Here is a 24,848-nt window from a genome sequence, read left to right as displayed (position 1 = left end):
ATTCGATTATAACACACTGAAGTGGTAAAATTTCAACTTAGAGGTGGTAATTTTGAGTCCTGAGAAGTTTCTGTTGATGTATGCCAAAAGGTATTGGTATCTTTTTCTTGTAGGCACATTACTTTCCTTGATTCTTACGATACTGGAAGTACTACCGCCTCGCCTTATGAAGACGGCAATTGATGCTTTCCTCACGGGACGGGGGTTATCATCAGCCGATCGTTTCCACGGAGTTGTCTCGATAGCTCTTGCTATACTCGGAATACGGGCTCTTTCTTTCCTTTTTGGATTCGCTAGTAGCTATGTAACAGGTTATGCAGGAGCAAAGATAGTCTTTCTCATGAGAAAAGATGTGTTTTCCCATGTCATTTCTCTTCCATATTCTTTTTTCACAAGAACGCCTTCTGGGACCATCACGACGAGAATAGTCAATGACACTCAGAACATTCAAGAATTTTTCTCTTCTGTTGTTACAAGTGTGATAATGGACGTCCTTCTTTTGGGAGCAGTGATCTTTTCGTTAGTTCAAATCAGTAAAGAACTTTTCGGTCATGTTTACTATCTTCTTCCACTCGTGGCGGTTTCCATTCTGCTTTTCCGATACTTCGACAGGAAAGCTTACAGGAAAGTCAGAACCAACCTTGCTCGGCTCAATGCATTCTTGGCGGAACACATAGCTGGTGTGAGTATCATCAAGATCCTGAATCTTGAGAAATACAAAGAGAAAGAGTTTTCAAAGGTTTCATCCGACTACTACAAATCTTTGATGGAACAACTATATGTTTTTGGTATTTTCAGACCGCTAATGGATTTTCTTTACTTCTTGGGTGTCAGCCTCATTATATGGTACGGCGCGAAGTATGTAACGAACAAAACACTTGGTTTTGGAGTTCTCTACGCTTTTGTGTCCTATCTTGACATGTTCTTCAGACCCTTGAGAGATCTTTCTGAAAAGTACGATATAATCCAGAACTCCATGGCTTCTTCCGAGAAAATAGTGAATCTTTTGAAAGAAAAGAGAGAGTTCATTGGGAATCCAGATGGGCCGCGTCGGATTTTTAAGGGTTTTCTACGTTTCGAAAATGTTTGGTTCTCCTACAATGGAAATGATTGGATTCTGAGAGATGTGAATCTGGACTTTCACCCTGGAAAGCTTTATGCAATAGTTGGAGAAACAGGTGCCGGGAAATCTACGTTGATGAGTCTTATCAACGGTCTTTACGTGCCGCAGAGAGGAACCATATACATCGACAATATTCCTCTGCTCGAATACAACCTGAGATTCGCCAGAAAGCAGATAGCTGCTGTCCCTCAAGATGTTCTACTTTTCAGCGGTACGATTTTGGATAACATACGTCTCTTCGATGAAACAATTTCGGAGAACCAGGTTCTGGAGGCCTTAGAGAGAGTTCATGCATTGGACATAATAGAAAGATTGCCAGGTGGTATATATTACGAGATTGTGGAAAGAGGAACCACGCTTTCCGCAGGAGAAAGACAACTTATCGCTCTCGCCCGGGCGGTCTTATTCGATGCTAAAATTTTCATCCTTGATGAGGCAACCAGCAATGTGGACGTGATAACGGAAATGAGAATTCAGGAATCTCTGAGGGAACTTTCGCGCGAAAGAACGGTGATAATGATCGCTCACAGGCTTTCTACTGTAAAAGACGCAGACGAAATAGTAGTGGTTCATGAGGGGAGAGTTGTAGAAAGAGGAAGGCACTCTGATCTCCTCAAAAAGAAAGGTGTGTACTACAAGCTTTACCAAATTCAATTTGAGAGTGTTTGAGGAGGGAAACAAATATGGAGCGAATTGAGAAAGTAACGGAGCTAATCAATGAAAAGGGTGCAGACGCTTTTCTCGTGGTGAACATTGAAAACTCTTCGAGAGCTTCTTCGTTCTATTTTTCAGGATTTACCGGTTCTTTCTCAATCATTCTCATTTCTGAGAACGCTAAGATTCTTATCACCGACCCGAGATACACCAGCCAGGCTAAACAGGAAACCGATTTTGAAGTGAGGGAGGTAAGAAACGGTGATTTTGTCGAGGTTTTAAAGACCGTGGTAAGCGATCTTAATTTGAAAACAATCGCTCTCGAAGAGGAAAGACTATCTTTGGCTTTGTTTAGGAGGATTTCAACTGCTCTCGGAAAGAGAAAGTTTGTCGGTTTTGACGAGGAAGTAAAACGTTTGAGGATGATAAAAGATGAAAATGAAATCGAGGCGATAAAACAAGCCATAGAGATCTCTGAAAGGGCATTTCTTGAAACTGTTCAGCAGATAAAAGCGGGTATGACGGAAAAGGAAATAGCCGCTCTTCTCGAATACAATATGAGAAGAGAGGGAGCCGAAGGGACGGCTTTTGATACAATAGTAGCTTCTGGTTGGCGATCTGCACTTCCCCATGGGAAAGCATCAGAGAAAGTTGTGGAGAGGGGAGACGTGATTGTTGTGGATTTCGGAGCAGTCTATGAAAACTACTGTGCGGACATCACTCGTGTTGTTTGTATTGGTGAACCTTCTGACCGCGTAAGAGAAATACATGAAATCGTTCTGGAGGCACAGGAAAGGGCTCTCAAAAACGCCAAAGCAGGTTTGACGGGAAAGCAGCTCGATTCTATAGCGAGAGATTACATATCGGAGAAAGGATATGGAGAGTTCTTCGGACACAGTTTAGGGCACGGAATAGGTCTTGAGGTTCATGAAGGTCCTGTGGTGAGCTTTAGGAATGACTCTCCTCTTCCTGAAAATGCTGTTGTCACGATAGAGCCTGGAATTTATCTGGAAGGTGAATTTGGAATTAGGATAGAAGAGGATGTGGTTTTGAAAGAGCAAGGATGTGAAATACTCACCACACTACCAAGATCTATTTTCGTTGTCTGAGATCGTCCAAAAGCTCTCGCACTGTTTTTTTAAAAACAGGGTGTACAAAATTTGGAGCTATTTCACACAGGGGTTCCAACACGAAAAACCTGTTGTGGGCATCAGGATGTGGTATGACCAAGTCTTTTTCCCTAACAACGAGTTCATTGTAGAATATAATGTCTAGGTCTATAATTCTGGGTCCCCACTTTCTTGTCCTCTTTCTTCCCATCTCTTTTTCTATGCTCAAGAGTGTTTCTAGAAGACCTCTGGGGGATAGAGACGTATTTGCAAGACAAACAGCGTTCAAAAACTTTGGCTGGTTTACATAACCGTAAGGTTCCGTCTCTACTATTGTTGAGATCTTTTCTATCGAGAGACCTTTTTCTTTCATTTTTTCGATAGCGGTTTCTATGTTCGCTTTTCTATTTCCAAGATTGCTTCCTAGCGCTATCACTACCCTTGCCAGAGTATCGCCTCCATCATTTTGATTACCCTTTTGTTTGCCAAAACGTCGTGTACTCTCACTATGTTAACACCCTTCATTACACAATACGCTGTAACAGCTAGTGTGCCTTCTAATCTCTCTGATGGTGGAACATTACCAAGAGCGAGACCTATGAAAGATTTTCTTGAAGCACCAACAAGCAGTGGGAATCCAAATTCTTTAAAACTGTCTATTTTTCTGAGGATTTCGAGGTTGTCTTCGTATCTTTTACCGAATCCAATTCCTGGATCCAAGATAATCTGCTTGACATTTTTCGATACGAGGTCGTTTATTTTGGTACGAAAATATTCCTTTATTTCTCTTATCACATTTTCGTAAAATGGATTTTCTTGCATGGTCTTGGGAGTTCCTTTGATGTGCATTAACACGTAAGGAACATTGTTTTCCGAGACAACTTTAATGATTTCGGGATCGAACTGGTAACCGCTGATGTCGTTAACGATATCTGCTCCAGCTTCTATAGCTTTCAATGCGACTTTCCATCTGTAGGTGTCCACAGATATAGGAATGTTTGTTACAGCTCTAATAGCTTTTATCACGGGAATTACTCTCCTCATCTCTTCCTCTTCATCCACTGGATCCGATCCAGGGCGGGTGGACATACCACCCACGTCTATTATGTCAACACCTTCTTCTATCATTTTCTCAGCGGTTTTGACTGCTTCAGGCACGCTCTGTTTCCTCGAATCCGCAAAGAATGAATCGGGTGTCACGTTAATGATTCCCATTATCATGGTTCTGTCGAATACGATCTCTCTGTCCCACGGAGTTCTGTAGATCACTTTCATCCCTCCAGAATGAAATCACCTTTTTCTACACATGCGAAGGCATTGTGGTTGTGAATGCTCTCCATACTCTCTACGTACACCCTGTACCAAGCGATTCTGTTGTCCCTTTCCAGTTCCAGAGCAACATCCCTCGCCACGTCTTCAACGAACTTTGGGTTTTCATAAGCTCGTTCCGTAACGAACTTTTCATCAGGCCTTTTGAGAAGAGTATACAATGGTGAGCTCGCATTTCTCTCGGCTATTTCCACCAGATCTTCGAACCATATGAATTTTTTCGTTTTCACCTGTATTTCAACGAAAGCCCTTTGGTTGTGAGCACCGTGATCACTTATTTCTTTAGAGCACGGGCAAAGAGTGTGTACAGGAACTTTTACTCCTATTTTGAAAGAAAAGGTTTTGCTTCTTTCAGCTTCCACAAAACAATCTACTTTCAAAGGTGACATTTTACGAGTAACAGGGGATTCTTTCCACACGAAGTACGGGAAGTGAATCTCCAAGTGAGCTCTCTTTGCCTCCATTGTTACTATGAGGTCGTCCAATATTTCTTCGAAAACATGAGGAGTTATCATTTCCATCTTATTCAGAACTTCTATAAATCTGCTCATGTGTATTCCTCTTTTTTCTCTGTGAAGATCAACTGAACAATTTATGTGAGCAACTGTAGATTGATAACCGTTGTTTTTGAGTAAAACTTTTAAAGGCCAGTTCAGATCTTTTATTCCCACTTTTTTCAGAGGAACCATTCTATGATCCTTTTCGTTTTGAACATCTCTCAATCTTCCTCACCTCTGTATATTACCCCGCTTGTCTCCGTTTCCCAGAGTTCTATTTCCAGAAGATGTACTCCACGGCTTTCAAGCGGTTTAGAGAGTTGCTTCCAGATCCATATCGCCACGTTTTCCGTTGTTGGCTGCTCAAAAAGTTCATTCAGATATGTATGATCCAATTTCTTTATCACTCTCTCTTCTACGATTTTTTTCAGCTCTGAAAAATCTATGACCATTTTCTCTTCGTTCAAAGGACCTTCTACTTTGACCGCCAACCTGTAAGTGTGTCCATGCAATTTTTCACACTTTCCGTGGTATTTAGTCAGGTTGTGCGCTGCTTCGAAAGAAAATCTCTTCACCAATATCATTTTCTCACCTCTGCTACAGTACGTAATCTCCAAATTTTTCTACAGCTTTGTTGACAAAATTTTGAATCTCATCTCTCAGTTTGCGGCCTATTTCTATGCTTTCAAAATTGAAGTCCTTCACCGTTGTCTCCAGTATCTCAAAAACTTCTCTATCCAATTTTCCTTCTTCAACTTCTTCTTTTATAATGCCTAAAGCTTTCTCTGGATCCAAAGCGGAACGATAGGGACGTTTTTCCAACAAAGCTCCGAACACATCCGCTACTTGGATGATTTTATCTTCAAATGACATTTCTTCTCCCTTAAGTTTGAATGGGTATCCGGAACCGTCTACTCTTTCGTGGTGTCTTACTGCTGGAAGGAACCATTCTCTATCGCTTACGGGAAGCAGAATAAGGTAAGAAAAATACACATGCTTCTTCATCAAATTGAATTCTTCATCGCTCAACTTGGCGGGTTTTTCAAGGATTCTGTAACTTACACTTATTTTTCCTATATCATGGAAAAGCCCCGCAACAAAAAGAGTTTTTTCGTCTCTGCCAGCTGATTTGGCAAGGCCCTCTGCGATTTTTGCTACTCTCCAAGTGTGTTCACTGGTGAATTCACTTTTGGAGTCCACCACGAAAGAGACTACTTTCCCAAATTGGGAAATATCTTCCAAATTGTATTCTGGACAGTCGTCTGTGTAATCTTGAAGATAATCCGTTATAGTGAACTCGGTGAGAATGTGTTCGAGCTGCCAGCGAGCAAATTCCGTTTCCAACGTCTCCTTACAAGCTTCAAAAACCTCTGGAAAAAAGAAACTTTTCATCTCTTCAAGAGGTATCAAAATGGCTTTCGGATCAACATCAAGGTTGATGAGTGAGTATCGGGAAACTTGGTCCGATATGAACACGATGTTTGAAAAAACATCTTCTTTTTTCGATGATGTCAAATAAAGTGCAGGAAAATGATGTTTCAAAATGATTGGAGAGAGAAATTTAAACTTCTCCGTGTATTCGACAACAAAACTTCCCAAAATGGAGTGAAGATGAAGCGGTTTTCCTGGGGTATCTCTTGCGATTATGAAAGCGTCATCAATATTCTCCAATGGGATTTTCTTATCCCAAGGGAGAATCAGTCCGATATCATGAAACAATCCAGCAAGAAAAGCAGTTACGGTTTCCAAATGCAGTTTTTCTGCGATCCGAGCGGACAAAAAAGCCACTTGAAAGGAATGTTTCCCCAGAGACGGTATGGTTTTAAGCAAATTTGCAAGAATTTTTATCACTTTCTTCCACCTCGATTAGATTTTAACATGAAAAGTTCGGCTATTTCGTCGAAGAGACGGTCGCGGTTCTTTTCGTTCATTTCAAAGATAATAACACCTTTTTTGTTTTTCAATTTATCCAAGAAATTGTCTTTTGATTTTTTGATGGTGGCGATCACATCTTTTCCACTATCGAATGCTTTTTCAACGACTTGACGGAATTTGTCGGAGAAGAGTTCCATCTTTCCTATCTCATCGATTATCACAATATCCTTCTCCGCAATAGCCTTTTCTAAGGCCTTCACACCTATTTTTTCTAGATCCCTTAAGTTGACGCCGTATTTTCCAACACGAAACACTGATGGGAAACCTACTCTTGCCAGCAATCCTTCTTTTCCATCCAAGGTGAGAATTTTGAATCCCACTCTTTTTCCTGCTTCTCTGATTTCTTCAGTGTAAAAGCCTCCTGCGTTTTGCAGGAGGCGGGCGAGTTTCTTTATGAGTGTTGTTTTACCTACTCCCGGTCTCCCAGTGATGAGAATTATCATTTCAGCTCAACACTGTTTACCACTTTTCTGAATACACTCTCTAATCTTTTAAAATCTTCCTCTGGTGCATAGAAGCTCATGTAGAGATATTGACCATCTCTTTCAGGGAACTGAATTACCCAGTAGACAAAATTTTGTCCTGTACTGGGATCAGGCATGGAACTTTCCACGAAATTGAGTTCGTATTTTGGTGTGTGATACACCTCAGCGTTTTCAAGTGGAGTATCTTCGAAATGAGCTTCCGCAAAGATCAAATCTGAGATATCGAAAATGAAATAATGAATCCCTTCAGAGAGTTCATAGTAAGTGTAGCTAGGCACTTCTACGGTGAAAGAATCAGTTTCAACAGCTTTCATTACGGGTTCTTTTGAGAGCGTGAAAAATTTTTCATCTGCCTTTTTTCCATCCACATAAACAGTTACTCTCCAATTTCCTAAATCAGAGTCGTCCATTTTATTCATCGACACCCAGCTCCAAATGCTGTCATAGTGGTCATACCTTGTTTCCGTTACGGGGACAACAACGTAATAAACAGTTTCCCTGAGAGCGGATTTGGGATCGTACCATTCCCATTTGAGCACATGGGCATTTTCGAAAGTTTCGGTTGAGCTCCACATAACAACTCTTTTATCAAAGAGATTGAAAGTCTCATCAGTTGCAAAAGGTGTATCTTCATATATACTCCTGCAGAATATTGTTTCAGTCACCGAAACTTCTTCCAAAGGGAATGTCGCAAGTTCACCCGAAATCTTTTCGAAAGCAACAGAAGTTCCATCAGTTGCGGAGAAGGGATCTTCTTCGTCTGTGAACGAGAGATACAGTTTGTTATCATTGAATCTACCTTTTAAAGCTCCGTCCCAGAATCCCGCCGGACCAAGTTTTCCGGATGAATCTCTTTGTTTCCACCATCCGAAAATGTTGTTTTCTATGATAACACCCTCCATAATTTTCCCCTTAAAAGTCCCAGTGACATAGTTACGATTCTGGGAAATATCGAGCGTACCGTCTTTAGACTTCCAACTACTCAAATGAAAACCTTCATTCATGCTAACAGAGGAAAGAATTTTTTCAAGTGTTTGTACATCTTCCTGAGAGGGATTACCCACCACGAAACTCCAAATGACGAGGTCTTTCATGCCAATAGGAAACGTTTTGATGGTAAATACAAGATTGTTTCCTTCGAGCTTATAATATCTACCCGTGAGATCTTGCCAGCTTGTTTCTCCTTGATCGACAATCGTGGCATTCTGAGATAAACTGGAGATCAAAGAGTCTTCAGCGTCTACATCGTAGATAAAAAAGATACCTACTCCTTCAGTTAAAGTTTGATTGGCTGTGTTTCCTTTGAACGAACCTGACGAATTCACTCCTAAGGGTGGTGCTTCCTGCCAATCCGAAGGCTGTCGCCACACAACAGGTCCAAAACTTCTTTCAATCCATTCTTGAGATAATCCTAAAATTGCCAAAAGGAACAAACTGATCAATAAGAATTTTCTCACAATAAAACCTCCTCGATTTGAATTGACAAACCTATTAAATCACTTTTTACTTCAAATTACAAGCTACTTTGACTAGTTCGTACTCTCTCGTTCCAAGGCCTATTTCTTCTGCGTACTCTAGTTGGGTCTTCCACGTCACATTTGGGTGAACCTCGAGGAACGGATCTTTTCCTGTTTTTTGAAGTACAAGGTCTATGCATGCTTGATCCAATGCTACTGGATCTGTACTCACAGCGATGCCGATATCCGGTGCAACGGGTGGTTTATTCATGTTCCAACAATCGCAATCGGGTGAGATGTTCATTATGAATGATATGAACACGGCCCTTTTATCTTTCAGCGCCGCTTTCGCGTATTCTGCCATCTTTTTACTCAGAGAATCTGTTGAGCTATCCCACTTTGGAGACATGGCTCCGTAAGAACACATAGCGATGCATTGACCGCATCCAATGCACTTTTCATAGTCTATCTTGGCCACCTTTGTCACCGTGATGGCACCTACAGGGCAGAATTTGGCACATATACCACAAGCAACACAATTTTCTTCTTCAACGTACGGTTTCGAATCGGAGTGTTGTTCTAGTTTGCCTGCTCTGGAAGCACTTCCCATTCCTACGTTTTTGATCGTTCCACCGAAACCAGTTGCCTCATGACCTTTGAAGTGTGTCACCGCTACTATCACATCTGCCAAAGCAATGGCAGCACCTATTTTGGCTTCTTTCACGTAATTTCCATTTATTTTCACTTTGATTTCATCAGCTCCTCTCAAACCATCTGCGATGATGACAGGGGCTCCCGTAACCTCGTACGTGAAACCGTTCAAATAGGCATTTATAAGGTGATCCACCGCATTGGATCTGTGACCGGTGTAGAGAGTGTTGGCATCGGTTAAAAAGGGTTTACCACCGAGTTTTTTTATCTCATCCACGATGATTTTTAGGTATTGGGGCCTAATGAAAGCAAGATTGCCGTATTCCCCAAAGTGGAGCTTTACTGCCACAAAATTTCCTTCCTTCACAATGTTCTCTAACTCTACTTTTTTGAGCAAAATTTCGAGTTTTTGGAGCATATTCATGTTCGGATTAGTTGTCATATCGGTGAAATAAACTTTAGCTGGCATCTGTTTCCCTCCTTTCTTGAAAATTAAAGAGGGAACCCCAAAGGGCTCCCCTGAATATATGTTTTTCTGAAAAAATTCTACCACAATTATCCATTTTTTGATGATGCGATTTGGCACCATTTTTTCAAGTGTTTCATACCTCAGTTTTTTTTGACTCATCCGTGAGATTGTTGATATACGTTGGAAAGAACGTCGCAGTTTTAATTTCACTGTAATTTGTTGTAATTGAGAGAAAACATGAGAAATTGGATGATAATAACCTATAAATCCGTATAACTCCGCATAAACGTCTATCATCACCAATAACGATTCTTGGATTTTTTGAAACAATTCATTAGAATTTCTTTCTGAGGAAGATACAATTTCTTTGATGGAGGTGATAGGTGATGAGACGATTGATTTTATCTTTTCTGTTGATCTTTTTCCTAGTCGGTGTTTTAGCAGCGTCTCAACTGGAAATCTTCAGTTGGTGGACAGCCGGAGGAGAAGCAGAAGCTTTAGAGGCTCTTATAAAAGTTTTCAACAAACATTATCCGGATGTTGAAGTTATCAACGCAACAGTTGCGGGGGGAGCTGGTACTAACGCAAAGGCGGTTTTGAAAACGAGAATGTTAGGCGGGAATCCTCCTGATTCGTTTCAAGTTCACGCTGGCATGGAGTTAATCGATACGTATGTTATACCAGGTTATATGACCCCTATCACTAATCTTTTGAAAGAGTGGGGCGTAATAGATAAGTTCCCGAAGGGGATTCTTGAAATGTGTAGCTACAAAGGAGAAATTTACTCAGTGCCTGTAAATGTTCATAGAGGAAATGTTGTATTCTACAACAAAAAAATAGCGGAAGAAATAGGTATGAAAGAACCTCCTGAAACCTGGGATGAATTCATTACGTATCTTCAGAAAGCTAAAGAAAAGGGATATATTGGTCTAGCACTTGGTGATAAAAATAAGTGGCCTGCCCTTCACCTTTTTGAAACGATTCTTCTTGGTGTCCTCGGCCCAAATGATTACAACGGATTGTGGAAAAATGAAGTTTCATTCAGAGATCCTCGTATAAGAAGAGCTTTTGAAATAATGGATAGACTACTTGATTATGTCAACGAGGACCACGCCGCTCTTGCATGGCAAGATGCTACAAGACTTGTCTATGAAGGAAAAGCCCTTGCAAATATTATGGGAGACTGGGCAGAAGGATATTTAAAATCGGTTGGATGGGAACCTGGTAAAGATTTCGGATGGTTTGCTGTTCCAGAGACTCAGAATGCCTTCATGGTTGTATCTGATACCTTTGGGCTACCCAAAAACGCTCCTCATAAGGAAAATGCTGTGAAATGGCTTAAAATAGTTGCTTCTGTTGAAGGACAAGATGCTTTCAATCCAATAAAAGGTTCTATCCCTGCCCGTTTAGATGCCGATAGAAGCAAATACGATATTTATCTGCAGTGGTCAATGGAAGATTTTGCAACAAAGGCACTTTCACCGTCAATAGCTCACGGTTCAGCTGCTCCCGAAGGTTTTGTGACAGCTCTCAATGATATTATCAATAGATTTGTTACTACAAGGGATATAGACAGTGCTTTAGAAGAACTGCTCATTGCCGCTGAAGACGAAGGCTATCTCACTGAGTAACCGAAACAAAATAATGGGCTGCCCCGTGCAGCCCTTTTTTCAAGGATGTAAGCCAAACGGGGAGGGTAGCGTTTTTGAGGAAGAAAACAAAAATAATAGGAATTTTCATAGTTCTTCCTTCGATAGTAGCAATAGCTATTTTTGTTTACGGTTTCATTAGTTGGACTTTCAGAGTTTCAACTTCCGATTGGAACAGTTTTTCCAAACTTGCTAGGGGTATGTACAGATTTGTGGGTTTTAGAAATTATGAAAGGCTCTTCATGGACAAAAGATTTATCACCGATCTTTGGAATTTGCTGTTCTTCACGCTTATGTTTATGTTCGGAAGCATAGCTCTTGGTTTAATACTTGCGTTGTTAGTTGATAAAGGAGTTAAGGGATCTAGGGTATTTCAGACGATATTTCTTTATCCTATGGCTGTAGCTTTTGTTGTTACTGGTACGGTTTGGGGATGGATCTTCAATCCTGGAATAATACCGGATAGCCCTTCTGGAATAAACCTTTTGATGAAAGGACTGGGATTTGAAAGCCTAATGTGGAAGTGGTACATTTCCACGGAGCATATTGGACCTTTCAATTTAGCGTTGATACCAGTAGCAATTGCTGCTATATGGCAGATGTCGGGATACGTTATGGCACTCTATTTGGCTGGATTGAGAAGCATTCCACAGTCGATAATCGAAGCGGCAAAAGTGGATGGAGCTTCATCTTGGAAAATGTTCTGGAAAGTGAAAATACCTATGCTGAAGCCTGTAACTTTGAGTGCAATGATAATTCTTGGACATATATCCCTAAAAGTTTTTGACCTTATCTATGCAATGACTGGAAGCGGCCCCAACAATGTAACAGACATGCCAGCTATATACATGTTCGAACTAACGTTCCGATCGAACAAATACGCTTTGGGTTCGGCCATCTCAATTTTGATGCTTCTTGCGGTTGCGATTGTAATCGTTCCTTATCTTGTTTCAGCTTTTAAAAAGGAGTGAAGAAGAGGAATGAGCAAAAAAGCAGACATTGTTATAACTTATATTTTATTAGTTTTGTTCTCGGTTTTTTTTCTAACACCCATATATGTTTTGCTTGCCACATCCTTGAAGAGTTTTAAAGAAGTCTCTATTTCAGCCATGTGGAAATTACCTTCTAGACCTTCTTTTGAAGGATTTGTGGAAGCTTTCAATAAACTTAAGATGAATTTAAAAAACAGTTTTTTAATGGTTATCCCTGCTACTGTGATTTCTTCATTTCTTGGTTCAATAAACGGTTATGTATTTTCTAAAGTGAAATTTAAATGGTCTAATTTAATATTTGCCATTATCCTCTTTGGAATGTTTATACCCTATCAAAGTATTTTGTTTCCTTTAATAAGATTTCTTCAGAGTATAAAGCTCTATGGAACAATTCCTGGTCTCGTGATCACACATGTAATATACGGTATACCGATCACTACTCTGATCTTTAGAAATTACTATATGGAGGTTCCCGATGAACTTGTGGAAGCTGCGAATATCGATGGAGCAGGTTTTTTCAAGACTTACTGGAAGATATTGTTACCTATCTCCATCCCCGCTTTTGTAGTAGTTGTAATATGGCAGTTTACCAGCATTTGGAATGAATTCCTTTTTGCGGTGACAATAACAAACGATCCTACGAAACAACCTGTTACCGTAGCGCTTGTTAACTTGGCAGGAAGTCAAGTTGTTCAATGGAATGTTCAGATGGCGGGAGCCATACTCACTGCTCTTCCAACTTTGATAGTTTATATATTTCTCGGGAAATACTTCATAAGAGGACTTCTTGCAGGTTCTGTAAAGGGTTGAAAGGAGGGCTCTTTTTGCAAAAGAAGTTGAATCCACGATCAATGAAACAAGAAAACAAGAGAATGATTCTGAGGTACTTGATAGAAAGCGGCCCTCATAGCAGAGTAGAGATCGCGAGAAAGACGGGGCTTGCTCAAAGTGCAACGTGGAGAATAACAGAAGAACTCTTAAACGAAGGTTTAATCGAGGAGAAAGGTATGACTATCGGCCGGAGGAGAAGGGCTACGACTTACGGTCCAAGAAGATCTTTTGTCACTGCGATCATATACAATGTTGAGGTTTTAGAAACACTCGTTGCAGTGGGCTTTTTGGATGGTGCTTGGAGAATAGTAGAGAGATTTCCTACCCCAGAAAACATCGGAGAATTCGTAAAAAGAGTAAAAGAATCTTACAAGAGAGTTATCAAAAATTATACACTCGATGAAAGAGTGTCAAAAGTTGTCTTTTCACTTCCAGGAATTGTGAACACCGAGAGAGCTGTCCTCGTACACGCGCCGAATCTCGGATGGCGAAACGTTGACTTTCAAAAGGAGTTTCAGGATCTAAATATAGACATTCTCGTAGAAAACGATTCGAATCTTTCCTTGCTCGCAGAAGTGTTTTTCTCACAAGATGTTAAAAAATCGGCTGTTTCTTTCTTTCTTTACTTTGGTGAGGGTATCGGTGGAGCAATTTCGGTGAACGGAAACGTGGTGAGGGGAAAGAATTTCGCGGCAGGTGAGGTCGGACAAGTTATCATCGATGTGAATAAATTACGAGTGGTGGAAGAATTCCTTTCTGTTTCAAAGTTGATAAAAAAAGTGGAGAAATTTGTGAATCTTCAAGGAGAATCCTTGGAAGAAAAATATAGATATCTCAAACGATTGTGGTTTTCAGGAGACAACAATGTGAAAAGAGTAATGGAAGATTACCTTTATTATGTGGCAATTGTCCTGAGAAATGTTATATACTTTCTCAATCCAGGTGTGATTGTTCTTGGAGGAATAGTGAACGATTTGTGGGATACATTCAGTTCTTTCATAAAGAAAGAGTTAGAGAAGATAACCGACAGGGAGGTAGCTAATGTCATCATCAGAGATACGATTTTCAAAGAAGTTCCTCCGTCTCTCGTTGGAGCCAACGTTTTGGCCATTGAGGAATTTTTAAAAAATATGAGTTAGTTACCCCATTTCTTATAAGGAGGTGTTTTTATGAAACGTTTCGTTGTTCTTCTGTTGATCCTCACTGTTTTCGCTCTCGCCTTGGCCCAAGTGTCTTTGCCACGTGAGGACACTGTCTACATTTCAGGAGCTTTGTGGTCAGCTACCACTTGGAATCTCTATGCGCCTCAGTCGACGTATGGTACGGATCAATTCTTGTATCTTCCTGCTTTCCAATATGATCTTGGTAGAGACGCATGGATCCCCGTCATTGCAGAAAGGTACGAATTCCTTGATGACAAAACTCTAAGAATCTACATCAGACCTGAGGCGAGATGGAGCGATGGAGTTCCCATCACGGCAGATGATTTTGTTTACGCTTTAGAATTAACAAAGGAACTCGGAATAGGTCCAGGTGCGGGTTGGGATACCTACATCGAGTACGTTAAAGCCGTGGATACCAAAGTAGTCGAGTTCAAAGCAAAAGAAGAGAATTTGAATTACTACCAGTTCCTCGCTTATTCTCTGGGAGCACAACCGATGCCTAAACATGTGTATGAAAGAGTCAGGGCACAGATGAACATAAAAGACTGGCTCAACGACAAACCTGAAGAACAGGTTGTTTCAGGTCCCTATAAGCTCTACTATTACGATCCCAACATCGTTGTCTACCAGAGAGTCGATGATTGGTGGGGCAAAGATATCTTTGGACTTCCAAGACCGAAATACTTGGCTAATCCCATTTACAAGGACAATCCAAGCGCCAGCTTGGCGGTTGAAAGAGGAGATGTTGATTGGGCTGGGCTCTTCATTCCAAGTGTTTGGGAACTCTGGGAAAAGAAAGGTCTTCCTATTGGCACATGGTACAAGAACAAACCATATTTCTTGCCCGATGGTCTTGATCTCGTGTATGTGAACAACACGAAACCCGGTCTCTCAGATCCTGCTGTGAGAAAAGCCATAGCCTACGCTATCCCCTACGAAGAAATGCTCGTGAAAGCATACTTCGGATACGGTAGTCAGGCACATCCTTCCATGGTCATCGACCTCTTCGAACCCTACAAGCAGTACATAGATTACGATCTTGCCAGAAAAACATGGGGTACAGAAGATGGGCGAATACCGACTAACCTCGAAATGGCGAACAAGATACTCGACGAAGCGGGCTATAAGAAAGGGCCCGATGGTATAAGAGTAGGGCCCGATGGGACAAAGCTTGGTCCTTACACGATATCTGTTCCTTACGGTTGGACTGACTGGATGATGATGTGTGAAATGATCGCAAAGAACTTGAGAAGTATCGGTATCGATGTAAGAACCGAATTCCCAGACTTCTCAGTTTGGGCAGACAGAATGACAAAGGGTACCTTTGATCTCATCATATCTTGGAGTGTTGGACCAAGCTTTGATCATCCGTTCAACGTCTACAGATTCGTTCTCGACAAGAGATTGTCCAAGCCCATAGGTGAAGTTACCTGGGCTGGCGATTGGGAAAGGTACGACAACGATGAAGTTGTAGAACTTCTTGACAAAGCAGTTTCTACCCTCGATCTGGAAACGAGAAAGCAGGTCTACTTCAGACTTCAAGAGATAGTCTACAGAGATTTGCCATCCATTCCGGCGTTCTATGGAGCTCACTGGTATGAATACTCGACGAGGTACTGGATCAATTGGCCAAACGAGGACAATCCTGCTTGGTACAGACCGGCCCCCTGGCATGCGGATACATGGCCCACTTTGTTTGTGATTTCCAAGAAGAGCGATCCACAACCAATTCCTTCCTGGCTTGGAACAGTGGATGAAGGCGGAATAGAAATACCGACTGCAAAGATATTTGAAGATCTTCAGATGGCAGGCAAATGATTTTCTCCCCCGGTCCTTCGGGGCCGGGGTTTTAAAAACTGAACGGGGAGTGAGAGATAGATGGGATCAAAGTCCATGCTCAAGTATCTTCTGAGAAGATTCATTTTTCTTTTAGTTACCTATATAGTTGCGACAACGATCGTATTTATTTTGCCAAGGGCTATACCTGGAAATCCTTTGGCGCAATTGTTGTCTAATCTTTCCAGAGTCGCTCAAGCCAATCCTGAAGCGATAAGGGCGGCTGAAAGAAATTTGATGGAAGAATTCGGTTTAGGAAAACCGTTGTATATTCAATACATTGAGTTCATTGGGAAGGCATTAAGAGGAGATCTTGGAACGTCGATTACTTATTACCCCAGAAAGGTGATAGACCTGATCATACCTGTTATACCGTGGACGTTAGCGCTTTTGCTTCCAGCAACGATTGTGGCATGGATCCTTGGAAACAGTCTTGGGGCGTGGGCTGCTTACAGAAGAAACACATGGATAGATAAAGGTGTTCTTACGGCATCGCTCATATTGTCTCAAATACCGTACTACTGGCTCGGAATGATTTTTATCTTCTTTTTCGGTGTGAAGCTCAACTGGCTACCTGTTCAAGGTGCTTACTCCCAGGGTACCATTCCAAGTCTCAGCTGGTCTTTCTTCATAGATGTGGCAAAACATTACATCCTTCCCTTCCTGTCGATAGTCGTTTCTGCTATGGGTGGCTGGGCAATCGGAATGAGGCTTATGGTCATATACGAGCTTGGAAGCGATTATGCTATGTTTTCTGAGTACTTAGGAATGAAAGACAGAAGGATTTTCAGATATGTGTTCAGGAATTCTCTTCTCCCACAAATAACAGGACTCGCTTTAAGTTTGGGGGGAGCATTGGGAGGCGCTCTGATTACTGAGATCGTGTTCAATTATCCCGGAACGGGATATCTGTTGTTTAGAGCTTTAACTACGCTTGATTATCCGTTGATTCAGGGGATCTTTGTGATTCTTATCGCGTCTATCTACATTGCCAATTTTGTGGTGGACTTCCTCTACGCCTTGATAGATCCAAGAATAAGAATAGGACAGGAGGCATGAGATATGTTTTCGGCGATGATAAGACCTCTTTTCAAAAACAAGAAATTCATAATAGGATTCTCAATTTTCTTGTTATTCCTATTCCTGGGAATTTTTGGACCAGTTTTCTACAGAGTTGATCCAACGGAAATGACATGGGATGTCGAACAACCACCTTCATTAACTCATCCGCTTGGAACAGATACTTATGGAAGAGATATACTTGCTCAACTCCTGCATGGAATACGTTCTTCTCTCTACATAGGATTTCTGGCTGCTATTATCTCTCTCGTAATAGGAACAATCATAGGTAGTTTTTCAGCAGTTAAGGGAGGTATCGTCGACGACACTTTAATGGCTTTAACGAACATAGTACTAACTACTCCTTCCATTCTAATCGCAATCCTGATAGCGAGTTACTTGAAAGTTCGAAGCATAGAAATGGTTGCGGTCATATTGGGTTTGTTTCAATGGCCGTGGTTTGCAAGGGCGATAAGAGCGCAACTCATGAGTGTGATGTCTAGAGAGTATGTGTACCTCTCGGTAATGGCTGGGTATTCAGACCTTAGGCTTGTAATAGAAGATCTGATTCCCACTATAGCGACTTACGCTTTCATGTCCTTCGTTCTTTTCATAAACGGCGGAATAATGGGAGAGGCTGGTTTGAGTTTGATAGGTCTTGGACCAACACAAGGAATTTCTCTTGGGCTCATGCTTCAGTGGGCAGTCTTAATGGAAGCTGTGAGAAGAGGGTTGTGGTGGTGGTTCGTACCACCAGGAGTTGCAATTGTGGCACTGACCTCATCTTTGCTTGTCATAAGCACTGCAATGGACGAAGTTTTCAATCCACGCTTGAGGGAGGAGTGAACATGAAGGAAATTCTTCTGAAAGCGGAGAACGTAAGGGCTTACTATAAATTGGAAAAGGTTTCTGTGAAAGCGGTAGACGGAGTTTCTTTCGAAATATTAGAAGATGAGGTCATAGGAGTTGTAGGAGAATCCGGTTGTGGTAAAACAACGCTTTCGAACGTGATATTCATGAACATGGTTAAGCCTCTCACTTTGGTTGAAGGGAAAATTTTTATGAAGGTGAACGGAAAGTATGAGGAGATTTCCTCTATGACGAGGGACGAGGTGAAGAAGAGATTTTGGGGAAAGGAGATTACGATCATTCCCCAATCTGCTATGAACGCGTTGATGCCGACTATCAGAATGGAAAAGTATGTAAAACATCTTGCTGAGTCCCATGGAATAGATGAAAACGAGCTTTTGGAAAAAGTAAAAAAGAGATTCGAAGAGGTTGGTTTGAAACCCATGTGGATCAAAAGGTATCCATTCGAGCTCAGTGGTGGGATGAGGCAGAGAGCCGTTATAGCGATTGCAACCATATTGAACCCAAGTCTTCTGATAGCGGATGAGCCGACTTCAGCATTGGATGTTGTGAATCAAAAGGTTCTTTTGAAGGTTCTCATGCAGTTGAAAAAGCAAGGTGTTGTGAAAAGCATTATCTTCATCACACACGATATTGCTACGGTGAGGCAAATCGCGGATAGAATGATCATTATGTACGCTGGAAAGATCGTGGAATTTGCTCCTGTGGAGGCCCTTTTAGAAAAACCATTTCATCCGTACACTCAGGGATTGTTCAACTCGGTTCTAACACCGGAGCCGGAGGTCAAGAAGAGGGGCATTACCACCATTCCGGGAGCTCCACCAAACCTCATAAATCCGCCGTCGGGATGTAGGTTTCATCCAAGATGCCCTCACGCAATGGAAATTTGCAAAGAAAAGGAGCCGCCTCTCGTTGAGATAGAACCTGGAAGAAGAGTGGCATGTTGGTTGTACATGGAGGAGAGAATATGAGCAGGTTAGAAGTAAGAAATCTTACGAAGATTTTCTCGTTGGGATTTTTCTCCAAGAGGTATGTAGAAGCGGTGAAGAATGTCTCTTTTGAGGTTAAAGAAAGAGAGATTGTCTCTTTGGTGGGAGAAAGCGGATCCGGAAAAACAACGACTGCGAAGATGATTCTGAGGCTTCTTCCACCAACCTCTGGAGAAATTCGCTTTGAGGGTAAGGACATATGGAAGGATTTGAAAGATAGAGAGTCTCTTGTGGATTTCCGTAGGAAAGTTCATGCTGTGTTCCAAGATCCATTTGCAAGTTACAATCCCTTTTATCCCGTTGAAAGGACCCTTTGGCAGGCGATAAACCTCCTTGAAAAGAAGCCTTCGAACAAAAAGGAAGCGCTTGAACTCATAAAAGAATCCCTTTTCAGGGTGGGAATAGATCCAAAGGATGTACTGGGAAAATATCCCCATCAGATTTCTGGCGGGCAAAAACAGAGAATCATGATCGCTAGGTGTTGGATTTTAAAGCCTCTTTTGATAGTTGCAGACGAGCCAACTTCCATGATAGACGCTTCTTCGAGAGGAGGAATTATCAAACTTCTTGAGGAACTTAGAGAAGAACAGGGAACGTCTATTATATTCATTACGCACGATCTTGGGCTTGCTTATTACGTTTCAGACAACATATTCGTTATGAAAGAAGGAGAGATAGTAGAAAGAGGACATCCTGATAAAGTGGTTCTCGAACCTTCCCATGAATACACGAAAATTCTTGTTGGTAGTATCCCCAAGTTGTACAGAAAACTGGAGGATCTGTGATGTTCACGCGAGCGGTAATAACTATCCTTTCTTGGGCTTTGATTCTTGAGATGATGGTTCTTGCCTATTACATCTGGCGAGGCATCAGACCTCTTGAGTTTTATTTGAACCTTGGCTTGATTGTTTTCACTGTTCCTTGCTTGTTTTTCATAGTGCTCAAGGAGAGGAAAAGGAGGGAAAAAGATAATGGAAAAGGTGAATGAAATTGTTTCTCAGCTTACTTTAGAAGAGAAAATAAAACTTGTTGTAGGAGTGGGACTCCCAGGACTTTTTGGGAATCCTCACTCAAGGGTAGCAGGTGCGGCTGGAGAAACTCATCCGATACCGAGGCTTGGAATACCGGCGTTTGTTCTTGCAGACGGACCGGCAGGACTCAGAATAAATCCAACGCGTGAAGGTGATGACAACACCTATTATACGACAGCTTTTCCTGTGGAGATCATGCTTGCTTCCACTTGGAACAAAGAGTTGCTTGAGGAAGTTGGAAAGGCGATGGGGGAAGAAACGAGAGAATACGGAGTAGACGTTCTTCTTGCACCTGCTATGAACATACACAGAAATCCATTGTGTGGTAGAAATTTCGAGTATTACTCTGAGGATCCTGTTCTTTCGGGGGAGTTGGCTTCTGCCTTTGTGAGGGGGGTTCAATCGCAGGGGGTTGGTGCGTGCATAAAGCATTTTGTGGCGAACAATCAAGAAACCAACAGAATGATCGTGGATACCATCGTTTCTGAAAGGGCTTTAAGAGAAGTGTATTTGAAAGGTTTTGAGATCGCTGTTAAAAAAGGAAAACCTTGGAGTGTAATGAGTGCTTACAACAAATTGAACGGTAAATACTGCTCTCAAAGTGAATGGCTATTAAAAAAGGTGTTGAGAAAAGAATGGGGTTTTGAAGGTTTTGTGATGAGTGATTGGTACGCGGGAGACAATCCTGTGGAGCAGCTCAAAGCCGGGAACGATCTCATAATGCCGGGAAAGGTGTATCAAGTGAACACCGAAAGAAGAGACGAAATAGAAGAGATTCAAGAAGCATTGAAAGAGGGTAAATTGAGTGAAGAAGTTCTCGACGAATGTGTGAGAAACATTTTAAAGGTTCTCATGAATGCTCCCTCTTTCAAAGGATACAAATATTCTAACAAACCGAACTTAGACGCACACGCAAAGATTGCTTATAAGGCAGGATTAGAAGGGGTTGTTCTTCTCAAAAACGAGAATGTGTTGCCGTTGATTGAAGGTACTCCCATAGCTCTTTTTGGAACGGGTCAGATAGAGACCGTAAAAGGTGGAACTGGAAGTGGAGACACTCACCCGAGGTACACCATTTCCATTCTTGAAGGAATGGAAGAAAGAGGTTTGAAACTCGACGGAGAGTTGGTAAACAGTTACAAAGAGTATATTAAGAAAATGAGAGAAACCGAAGAGTACAAACCGAGAACAGATTCTTGGGGAACGGTTATAAAGCCTAAGCTTCCCGAGAATTTTCTTTCCGAAAGAGAGATAAAGAAGATAGCGAAGAAGAACGATGTTGCAGTAATTGTGATCAGCAGAATTTCCGGTGAAGGATACGATAGAAAACCGATAAAAGGAGATTTCTATCTCTCTGACGACGAAATGGAACTCATTCAAACGGTATCCCGAGAGTTCCACGAGTTTGGAAAGAAGGTAGTCGTTTTGCTCAACATTGGTAGTCCAATTGAAATCGCAAGTTGGAGAGATTTAGTGGATGGAATTCTTCTCGTCTGGCAAGCAGGTCAGGAAATGGGAAGGATAGTGGCGGACGTTTTGAGTGGGGAAGCAAACCCATCTGGAAAATTACCTACTACGTTCCCGAAAGATTATCATGATGTTCCGTCTTGGACTTTCCCTGGAGAACCGAGAGACAATCCACTGAAAGTCGTTTATGAAGAGGATATCTACGTTGGATACAGATATTACGATACTTTTGGGGTGGAACCAGCTTATGAATTCGGTTATGGTCTCTCATACACGAAATTCGAGTATGGAAACCTGAAAGTTTCTCTTGAAAACGACTTACTGAAAGTTTCTTACACCATCACCAATGTTGGTGAAAGGTCAGGAAAAGAAGTTTCTCAGGTTTATATCAAAGCTCCTAAGGGAAAGATAGACAAACCTTTGCAGGAACTCAAGGCTTTCTACAAGACCAAAGAATTGAATCCGGGAGAATCTGAGACAATCTCCGTTGGGATACCTATCAGAGATCTTGCCAGTTTCGATGGAAACGGATGGATTGTGGAAGAAGGTGAATACGAAGTAAGGATTGGAGCCTCCTCGAGAGATATAAGATTGAAGGATATGTTCAAAATAGAAGAGGAAAGAAAATTTGGGATGTGAAGATGAGGAGGTAGAAAGTATGAAAAAGCTAGTTTTTGCTTTGTTGATGATCCCCGTTGTTTTCTTAGCACAAAATATCCTTGGGAATTCCTCTTTTGATGAGCCCATATTCATTGCGGGAGTTGATGTTGAACCGCCGGCTGCAGATGGTTCCATAGACACGCACAGTAACTGGGTATTCTTCACGAATTCCAACGGTGAGGGAACAGCTCGTGTGGAAAACGGTGTCCTTGTGGTGGAAATCTCGAGAGGAGGAGATCATACATGGTCTGTCCAGCTTCTTCAATCTCCCATTCTCGTTGAAAAACTTCACAAGTACAGAGTTTCTTTCAGGGCAAAATCCTCGATTAAGCGAAACATAGGTGTCAAGATAGGTGGGACAGCAGGAAGAGGATGGCCTGCCTACAATCCGGGAACAGACGAATCCGGTGGAATGGTGTTCGAGCTTGGAACGGACTGGCAAACTTATGAATTCGAATTTGTCATGAGACAAGAAACTGATCCCAATGCGCGTTTTGAATTTCAGCTTGGAAAACAGGTGGGAACGATTTGGATTGATGACGTTGTTATGGAAGATGTGGGAGTTCTTAAAGTGAGTGGAGAAGAGAACGAGATTTACACGGAGGAGGACGAGGATAAAGTGGAGGATTGGCAGCTTGTTTGGAGTCAGGAATTTGACGATGGTGTGGTAGATCCAAACGTGTGGAATTTTGAAATAGGTAACGGCCATGCAAAGGGTATTCCCGGATGGGGAAACGGGGAGCTCGAGTACTATACAGATAGAAACGCGTTCGTTGAGAACGGATGTTTGGTCATAGAAGCGAGGAAAGAACAAGTCACAGACGAGTATGGTACTTACGATTATACGTCTGCTAGAATGACCACAGAGGGCAAATTTGAGATAAAGTATGGAAAGATAGAAATAAGAGCAAAGCTTCCCAAAGGGAAGGGTATATGGCCTGCATTATGGATGCTTGGAAACAACATAGGTGAAGTGGGATGGCCCGCTTGTGGTGAGATCGACATTATGGAAATGTTGGGCCATGACACTAGAACAGTCTATGGAACAGCGCACGGTCCGGGATATTCAGGCGGAGCAAGTATAAGTGTAGCCTATAAGCTACCTGAAGGAGTCCCTGATTTTTCGGAAGATTTCCATGTCTTTTCAATTGAGTGGGACGAAGACGAAGTTGAGTGGTATGTAGATGGTCAGCTATATCATGTTCTCAGCAAAGACGAATTGGAAGAACTTGGTCTTGAGTGGGTCTTCGACCATCCATTTTTCTTGATTGTGAACGTTGCTGTGGGAGGATATTGGCCTGGCTACCCAGACAATACAACCCAGTTTCCACAGAGAATGTACATAGATTACATAAGGGTCTACAAAGATATGAATCCGGAAAAAATCACGGGCGAAGTAGACAATTGTGGGTATGAAATTAAGTATAGAAAATCACAAGGGCACGAAGTGACATACGAATCGATAAACAACGGAACCTTTGATGAACCTATAGTTAACGATCAGGCCAACAATCCAGATGAGTGGTTCATCTGGCAAGCTGGAAATTACGGAATAAGTGGGGCACGTGTGTCTGATTACGGTGTAAAAAATGGTTACGCTTATATCACCGTTGAGGATTCTGGAACGGATACCTGGCACATACAATTCAACCAGTGGATAGGTTTGTATCCTGGGAAAACATACACCATTTCTTTCAAAGCAAAAGCAGATGTGCCTAGACCGATAAATGTAAAGATCCTTCAAAATCACGATCCATGGACTAATTACTTTGCAAAGACAGTGCAGCTCACTAACGAATGGCAAACCTTTACCTTCACCTACACCCATCCCAGCGATGCGGACGAGATTGTTCAGATCAGTTTTGAACTTGGCCTGCATACTCCTACAACGATCTATTTCGATGATGTCAGTATTACACCAGCTCGGTGATAATAAGGTGGTAACCGTACCCGGTGGTTGTTAGTGCCACCGGGTACTTTCCATAGAAATAAAAAAAGGGGAGATGAATGTGAAAGTCAGGTCGAGAGTTCTTCTGGTTATGGTAGTTGTCATTCTTTCGTTTGTTGTCAGTTTCTATTTTGTTCAAAGGAGCACTTCAAAACTTTTGATTAACAACACAAAAGAGTTTTCCGAAAAGTCAGTCTCCTCACTTGCTAAGTATGTTTCCCAAAAGTTTAAAGAAGTCAGTGGATACTTGAAAACAATCGTTGGGAGCTCTCTTATAGGAGGGTACTCCGTTGCTTCCAACCTCCGAACCATTCTTCAAGATGCTTCAAGTACCATTCAATTAGGAATAGTGGTTGATGAAATGAGCAGTTCGGCATATTTAGTTCTTCCTGAAAAGCTTGTAGAGAAGGATTACGAAGAATATTCCAAGTATCTGGATCTGTTGAAGCAATCTGGGAAAGTGTCTTTAATTGTCCCGATTTCTATTGAAGGAAAGCCTGTTCTTATGTTCATGGAAGGGGTGACCACCTTCGGTTCAGAACCTTCTGGGTTGGTAGCTTTAGGTGTTTCCCTTGCCGAAGGTTCGGAGCTGTGGAAAACCATAGTAGAGGAAGGAAAAGCAAGCGAAAGCGGTTACGGGATAC

The 24,848-nt window shown here is 41.8% G+C and carries 22 protein-coding genes and 1 pseudogene; 15 read left to right on the top strand and 8 right to left on the bottom strand.

The features are described from left to right. Positions 1 to 52: 52 nt before the first annotated feature. Both AS005_RS07250 and AS005_RS07245 read left to right on the top strand, forming a co-directional pair. On the top strand, positions 53 to 1,792 hold the full coding sequence (locus tag AS005_RS07250; RefSeq protein WP_199203881.1) for an ABC transporter ATP-binding protein: 1,740 nt from the start codon (positions 53 to 55) through the stop codon (positions 1,790 to 1,792). Positions 1,793 to 1,806: 14 nt separating this feature from the next. Continuing rightward, on the top strand, positions 1,807 to 2,886 hold the full coding sequence (locus AS005_RS07245; RefSeq protein WP_101511051.1) for a Xaa-Pro peptidase family protein: 1,080 nt from the start codon (positions 1,807 to 1,809) through the stop codon (positions 2,884 to 2,886). Here AS005_RS07245 and folK read toward each other — a convergent pair. From folK to AS005_RS07205, 8 genes are read right to left on the bottom strand one after another with little or no spacing between them, the layout of a single operon-like run. Next, positions 2,870 to 3,322, bottom strand: a complete 453-nt coding sequence (gene folK, locus AS005_RS07240; RefSeq protein WP_233186285.1) for a 2-amino-4-hydroxy-6-hydroxymethyldihydropteridine diphosphokinase — start codon at positions 3,320 to 3,322, stop codon at positions 2,870 to 2,872. The genes AS005_RS07245 and folK overlap by 17 nt on opposite strands. Further along, positions 3,322 to 4,155 carry a dihydropteroate synthase gene (folP, locus tag AS005_RS07235; RefSeq protein ID WP_101511049.1) on the bottom strand — a complete coding sequence of 278 codons (834 nt, stop codon included), beginning with the start codon at positions 4,153 to 4,155 and terminating at the stop codon, positions 3,322 to 3,324. Before folP ends, folK begins: the two co-directional genes overlap by 1 nt. 2 nt (positions 4,156 to 4,157) lie before the next feature. Continuing rightward, entirely contained in the window at positions 4,158 to 4,937 is a 780-nt protein-coding gene (folE2, locus tag AS005_RS07230) for a GTP cyclohydrolase FolE2 (RefSeq protein ID WP_101511048.1), read from the bottom strand. Further along, positions 4,934 to 5,296, bottom strand: coding sequence for a 6-carboxytetrahydropterin synthase QueD (queD, locus tag AS005_RS07225; RefSeq protein WP_101511047.1), 363 nt, complete (start codon positions 5,294 to 5,296; stop codon positions 4,934 to 4,936). The genes folE2 and queD overlap by 4 nt, the downstream gene beginning before the upstream one ends. Positions 5,297 to 5,309: 13 nt before the next feature. Then, on the bottom strand, positions 5,310 to 6,563 hold the full coding sequence (locus tag AS005_RS07220) for an HD-GYP domain-containing protein (protein ID WP_101511046.1): 1,254 nt from the start codon (positions 6,561 to 6,563) through the stop codon (positions 5,310 to 5,312). Then, positions 6,560 to 7,090 (bottom strand): NTPase, encoded by a 531-nt coding sequence (locus AS005_RS07215; protein WP_101511045.1) that lies wholly within the window; start codon positions 7,088 to 7,090, stop codon positions 6,560 to 6,562. The genes AS005_RS07220 and AS005_RS07215 overlap by 4 nt, the downstream gene beginning before the upstream one ends. Beyond that, positions 7,087 to 8,589, bottom strand: a complete 1,503-nt coding sequence (locus AS005_RS07210; protein WP_101511044.1) for a hypothetical protein — start codon at positions 8,587 to 8,589, stop codon at positions 7,087 to 7,089. Before AS005_RS07210 ends, AS005_RS07215 begins: the two co-directional genes overlap by 4 nt. A gap of 46 nt (positions 8,590 to 8,635) precedes the next feature. Then, positions 8,636 to 9,709, bottom strand: coding sequence for a DUF362 domain-containing protein (locus tag AS005_RS07205; protein WP_101511159.1), 1,074 nt, complete (start codon positions 9,707 to 9,709; stop codon positions 8,636 to 8,638). Between the two features lie 386 nt (positions 9,710 to 10,095). On the opposite strand from AS005_RS07205, the gene AS005_RS07200 reads away from it, so the two are divergent. The 13 genes and pseudogenes from AS005_RS07200 to AS005_RS07140 all read left to right on the top strand — a co-directional run. Then, entirely contained in the window at positions 10,096 to 11,340 is a 1,245-nt protein-coding gene (locus AS005_RS07200; RefSeq protein ID WP_101511043.1) for an ABC transporter substrate-binding protein, read from the top strand. A gap of 74 nt (positions 11,341 to 11,414) precedes the next feature. Further along, a complete protein-coding gene (locus AS005_RS07195; protein WP_101511042.1) occupies positions 11,415 to 12,329 on the top strand; it encodes a carbohydrate ABC transporter permease in 915 nt (304 codons plus the stop codon). A gap of 9 nt (positions 12,330 to 12,338) precedes the next feature. Beyond that, positions 12,339 to 13,160: a carbohydrate ABC transporter permease gene (locus tag AS005_RS07190; RefSeq protein ID WP_101511041.1), complete on the top strand. Its 822-nt coding sequence runs from the start codon at positions 12,339 to 12,341 to the stop codon at positions 13,158 to 13,160. 14 nt (positions 13,161 to 13,174) lie between these two features. Next, positions 13,175 to 14,320 carry an ROK family transcriptional regulator gene (locus AS005_RS07185; RefSeq protein ID WP_101511040.1) on the top strand — a complete coding sequence of 382 codons (1,146 nt, stop codon included), beginning with the start codon at positions 13,175 to 13,177 and terminating at the stop codon, positions 14,318 to 14,320. A 30-nt stretch (positions 14,321 to 14,350) separates the two neighbouring features. Continuing rightward, a complete protein-coding gene (locus AS005_RS07180) occupies positions 14,351 to 16,162 on the top strand; it encodes an ABC transporter substrate-binding protein (protein WP_101511039.1) in 1,812 nt (603 codons plus the stop codon). Positions 16,163 to 16,222: 60 nt separating this feature from the next. Further along, positions 16,223 to 17,239 carry an ABC transporter permease gene (locus AS005_RS07175; RefSeq protein ID WP_101511038.1) on the top strand — a complete coding sequence of 339 codons (1,017 nt, stop codon included), beginning with the start codon at positions 16,223 to 16,225 and terminating at the stop codon, positions 17,237 to 17,239. A 3-nt stretch (positions 17,240 to 17,242) separates the two neighbouring features. After that, positions 17,243 to 18,085 carry an ABC transporter permease gene (locus AS005_RS07170; protein ID WP_101511037.1) on the top strand — a complete coding sequence of 281 codons (843 nt, stop codon included), beginning with the start codon at positions 17,243 to 17,245 and terminating at the stop codon, positions 18,083 to 18,085. A 2-nt stretch (positions 18,086 to 18,087) separates the two neighbouring features. Continuing rightward, positions 18,088 to 19,080 (top strand): ABC transporter ATP-binding protein, encoded by a 993-nt coding sequence (locus tag AS005_RS07165; protein WP_101511036.1) that lies wholly within the window; start codon positions 18,088 to 18,090, stop codon positions 19,078 to 19,080. Then, positions 19,077 to 19,883 (top strand): ABC transporter ATP-binding protein, encoded by an 807-nt coding sequence (locus AS005_RS07160; protein ID WP_101511035.1) that lies wholly within the window; start codon positions 19,077 to 19,079, stop codon positions 19,881 to 19,883. Before AS005_RS07165 ends, AS005_RS07160 begins: the two co-directional genes overlap by 4 nt. Further along, positions 19,883 to 20,086, top strand: coding sequence for a hypothetical protein (locus AS005_RS07155; protein ID WP_101511034.1), 204 nt, complete (start codon positions 19,883 to 19,885; stop codon positions 20,084 to 20,086). Before AS005_RS07160 ends, AS005_RS07155 begins: the two co-directional genes overlap by 1 nt. Next, complete coding sequence (locus tag AS005_RS07150) at positions 20,070 to 22,235, top strand: glycoside hydrolase family 3 protein (RefSeq protein WP_101511033.1); 2,166 nt, start codon at positions 20,070 to 20,072, stop codon at positions 22,233 to 22,235. The genes AS005_RS07155 and AS005_RS07150 overlap by 17 nt, the downstream gene beginning before the upstream one ends. A 19-nt stretch (positions 22,236 to 22,254) precedes the next feature. Further along, entirely contained in the window at positions 22,255 to 24,186 is a 1,932-nt protein-coding gene (locus AS005_RS07145) for a carbohydrate binding domain-containing protein (RefSeq protein ID WP_101511032.1), read from the top strand. Positions 24,187 to 24,265: 79 nt separating this feature from the next. Next, a pseudogene (locus tag AS005_RS07140) lies at positions 24,266 to 24,848 on the top strand (methyl-accepting chemotaxis protein); the annotation flags it as partial.

It is taken from the genome of Thermotoga sp. KOL6 (assembly GCF_002866025.1).
Lineage (GTDB): Bacteria > Thermotogota > Thermotogae > Thermotogales > Thermotogaceae > Thermotoga.
Note: the sequence above shows the minus strand (reverse complement) of the source record. Positions and strands in the feature narration are given on the sequence as shown.

Excerpts from the sequence above, each read along its gene's own strand:
- AS005_RS07200 (WP_101511043.1), top strand. The coding sequence starts at position 10,096 with ATGAGACGATTGATTTTATCTTTTCTGTTGATCTTTTTCCTAGTCGGT.
- AS005_RS07145 (WP_101511032.1), top strand. The coding sequence starts at position 22,255 with ATGAAAAAGCTAGTTTTTGCTTTGTTGATGATCCCCGTTGTTTTCTTA.
- AS005_RS07150 (WP_101511033.1), top strand. The coding sequence starts at position 20,070 with ATGGAAAAGGTGAATGAAATTGTTTCTCAGCTTACTTTAGAAGAGAAA.
- AS005_RS07165 (WP_101511036.1), top strand. The coding sequence starts at position 18,088 with ATGAAGGAAATTCTTCTGAAAGCGGAGAACGTAAGGGCTTACTATAAA.
- AS005_RS07205 (WP_101511159.1), bottom strand. The coding sequence starts at position 9,709 with ATGCCAGCTAAAGTTTATTTCACCGATATGACAACTAATCCGAACATG.
- queD (WP_101511047.1), bottom strand. The coding sequence starts at position 5,296 with ATGATATTGGTGAAGAGATTTTCTTTCGAAGCAGCGCACAACCTGACT.
- AS005_RS07170 (WP_101511037.1), top strand. The coding sequence starts at position 17,243 with ATGTTTTCGGCGATGATAAGACCTCTTTTCAAAAACAAGAAATTCATA.
- AS005_RS07155 (WP_101511034.1), top strand. The coding sequence starts at position 19,883 with ATGTTCACGCGAGCGGTAATAACTATCCTTTCTTGGGCTTTGATTCTT.
- AS005_RS07160 (WP_101511035.1), top strand. The coding sequence starts at position 19,077 with ATGAGCAGGTTAGAAGTAAGAAATCTTACGAAGATTTTCTCGTTGGGA.
- AS005_RS07215 (WP_101511045.1), bottom strand. The coding sequence starts at position 7,090 with ATGATAATTCTCATCACTGGGAGACCGGGAGTAGGTAAAACAACACTC.
- AS005_RS07175 (WP_101511038.1), top strand. The coding sequence starts at position 16,223 with ATGGGATCAAAGTCCATGCTCAAGTATCTTCTGAGAAGATTCATTTTT.
- AS005_RS07180 (WP_101511039.1), top strand. The coding sequence starts at position 14,351 with ATGAAACGTTTCGTTGTTCTTCTGTTGATCCTCACTGTTTTCGCTCTC.
- AS005_RS07245 (WP_101511051.1), top strand. The coding sequence starts at position 1,807 with ATGGAGCGAATTGAGAAAGTAACGGAGCTAATCAATGAAAAGGGTGCA.
- AS005_RS07190 (WP_101511041.1), top strand. The coding sequence starts at position 12,339 with ATGAGCAAAAAAGCAGACATTGTTATAACTTATATTTTATTAGTTTTG.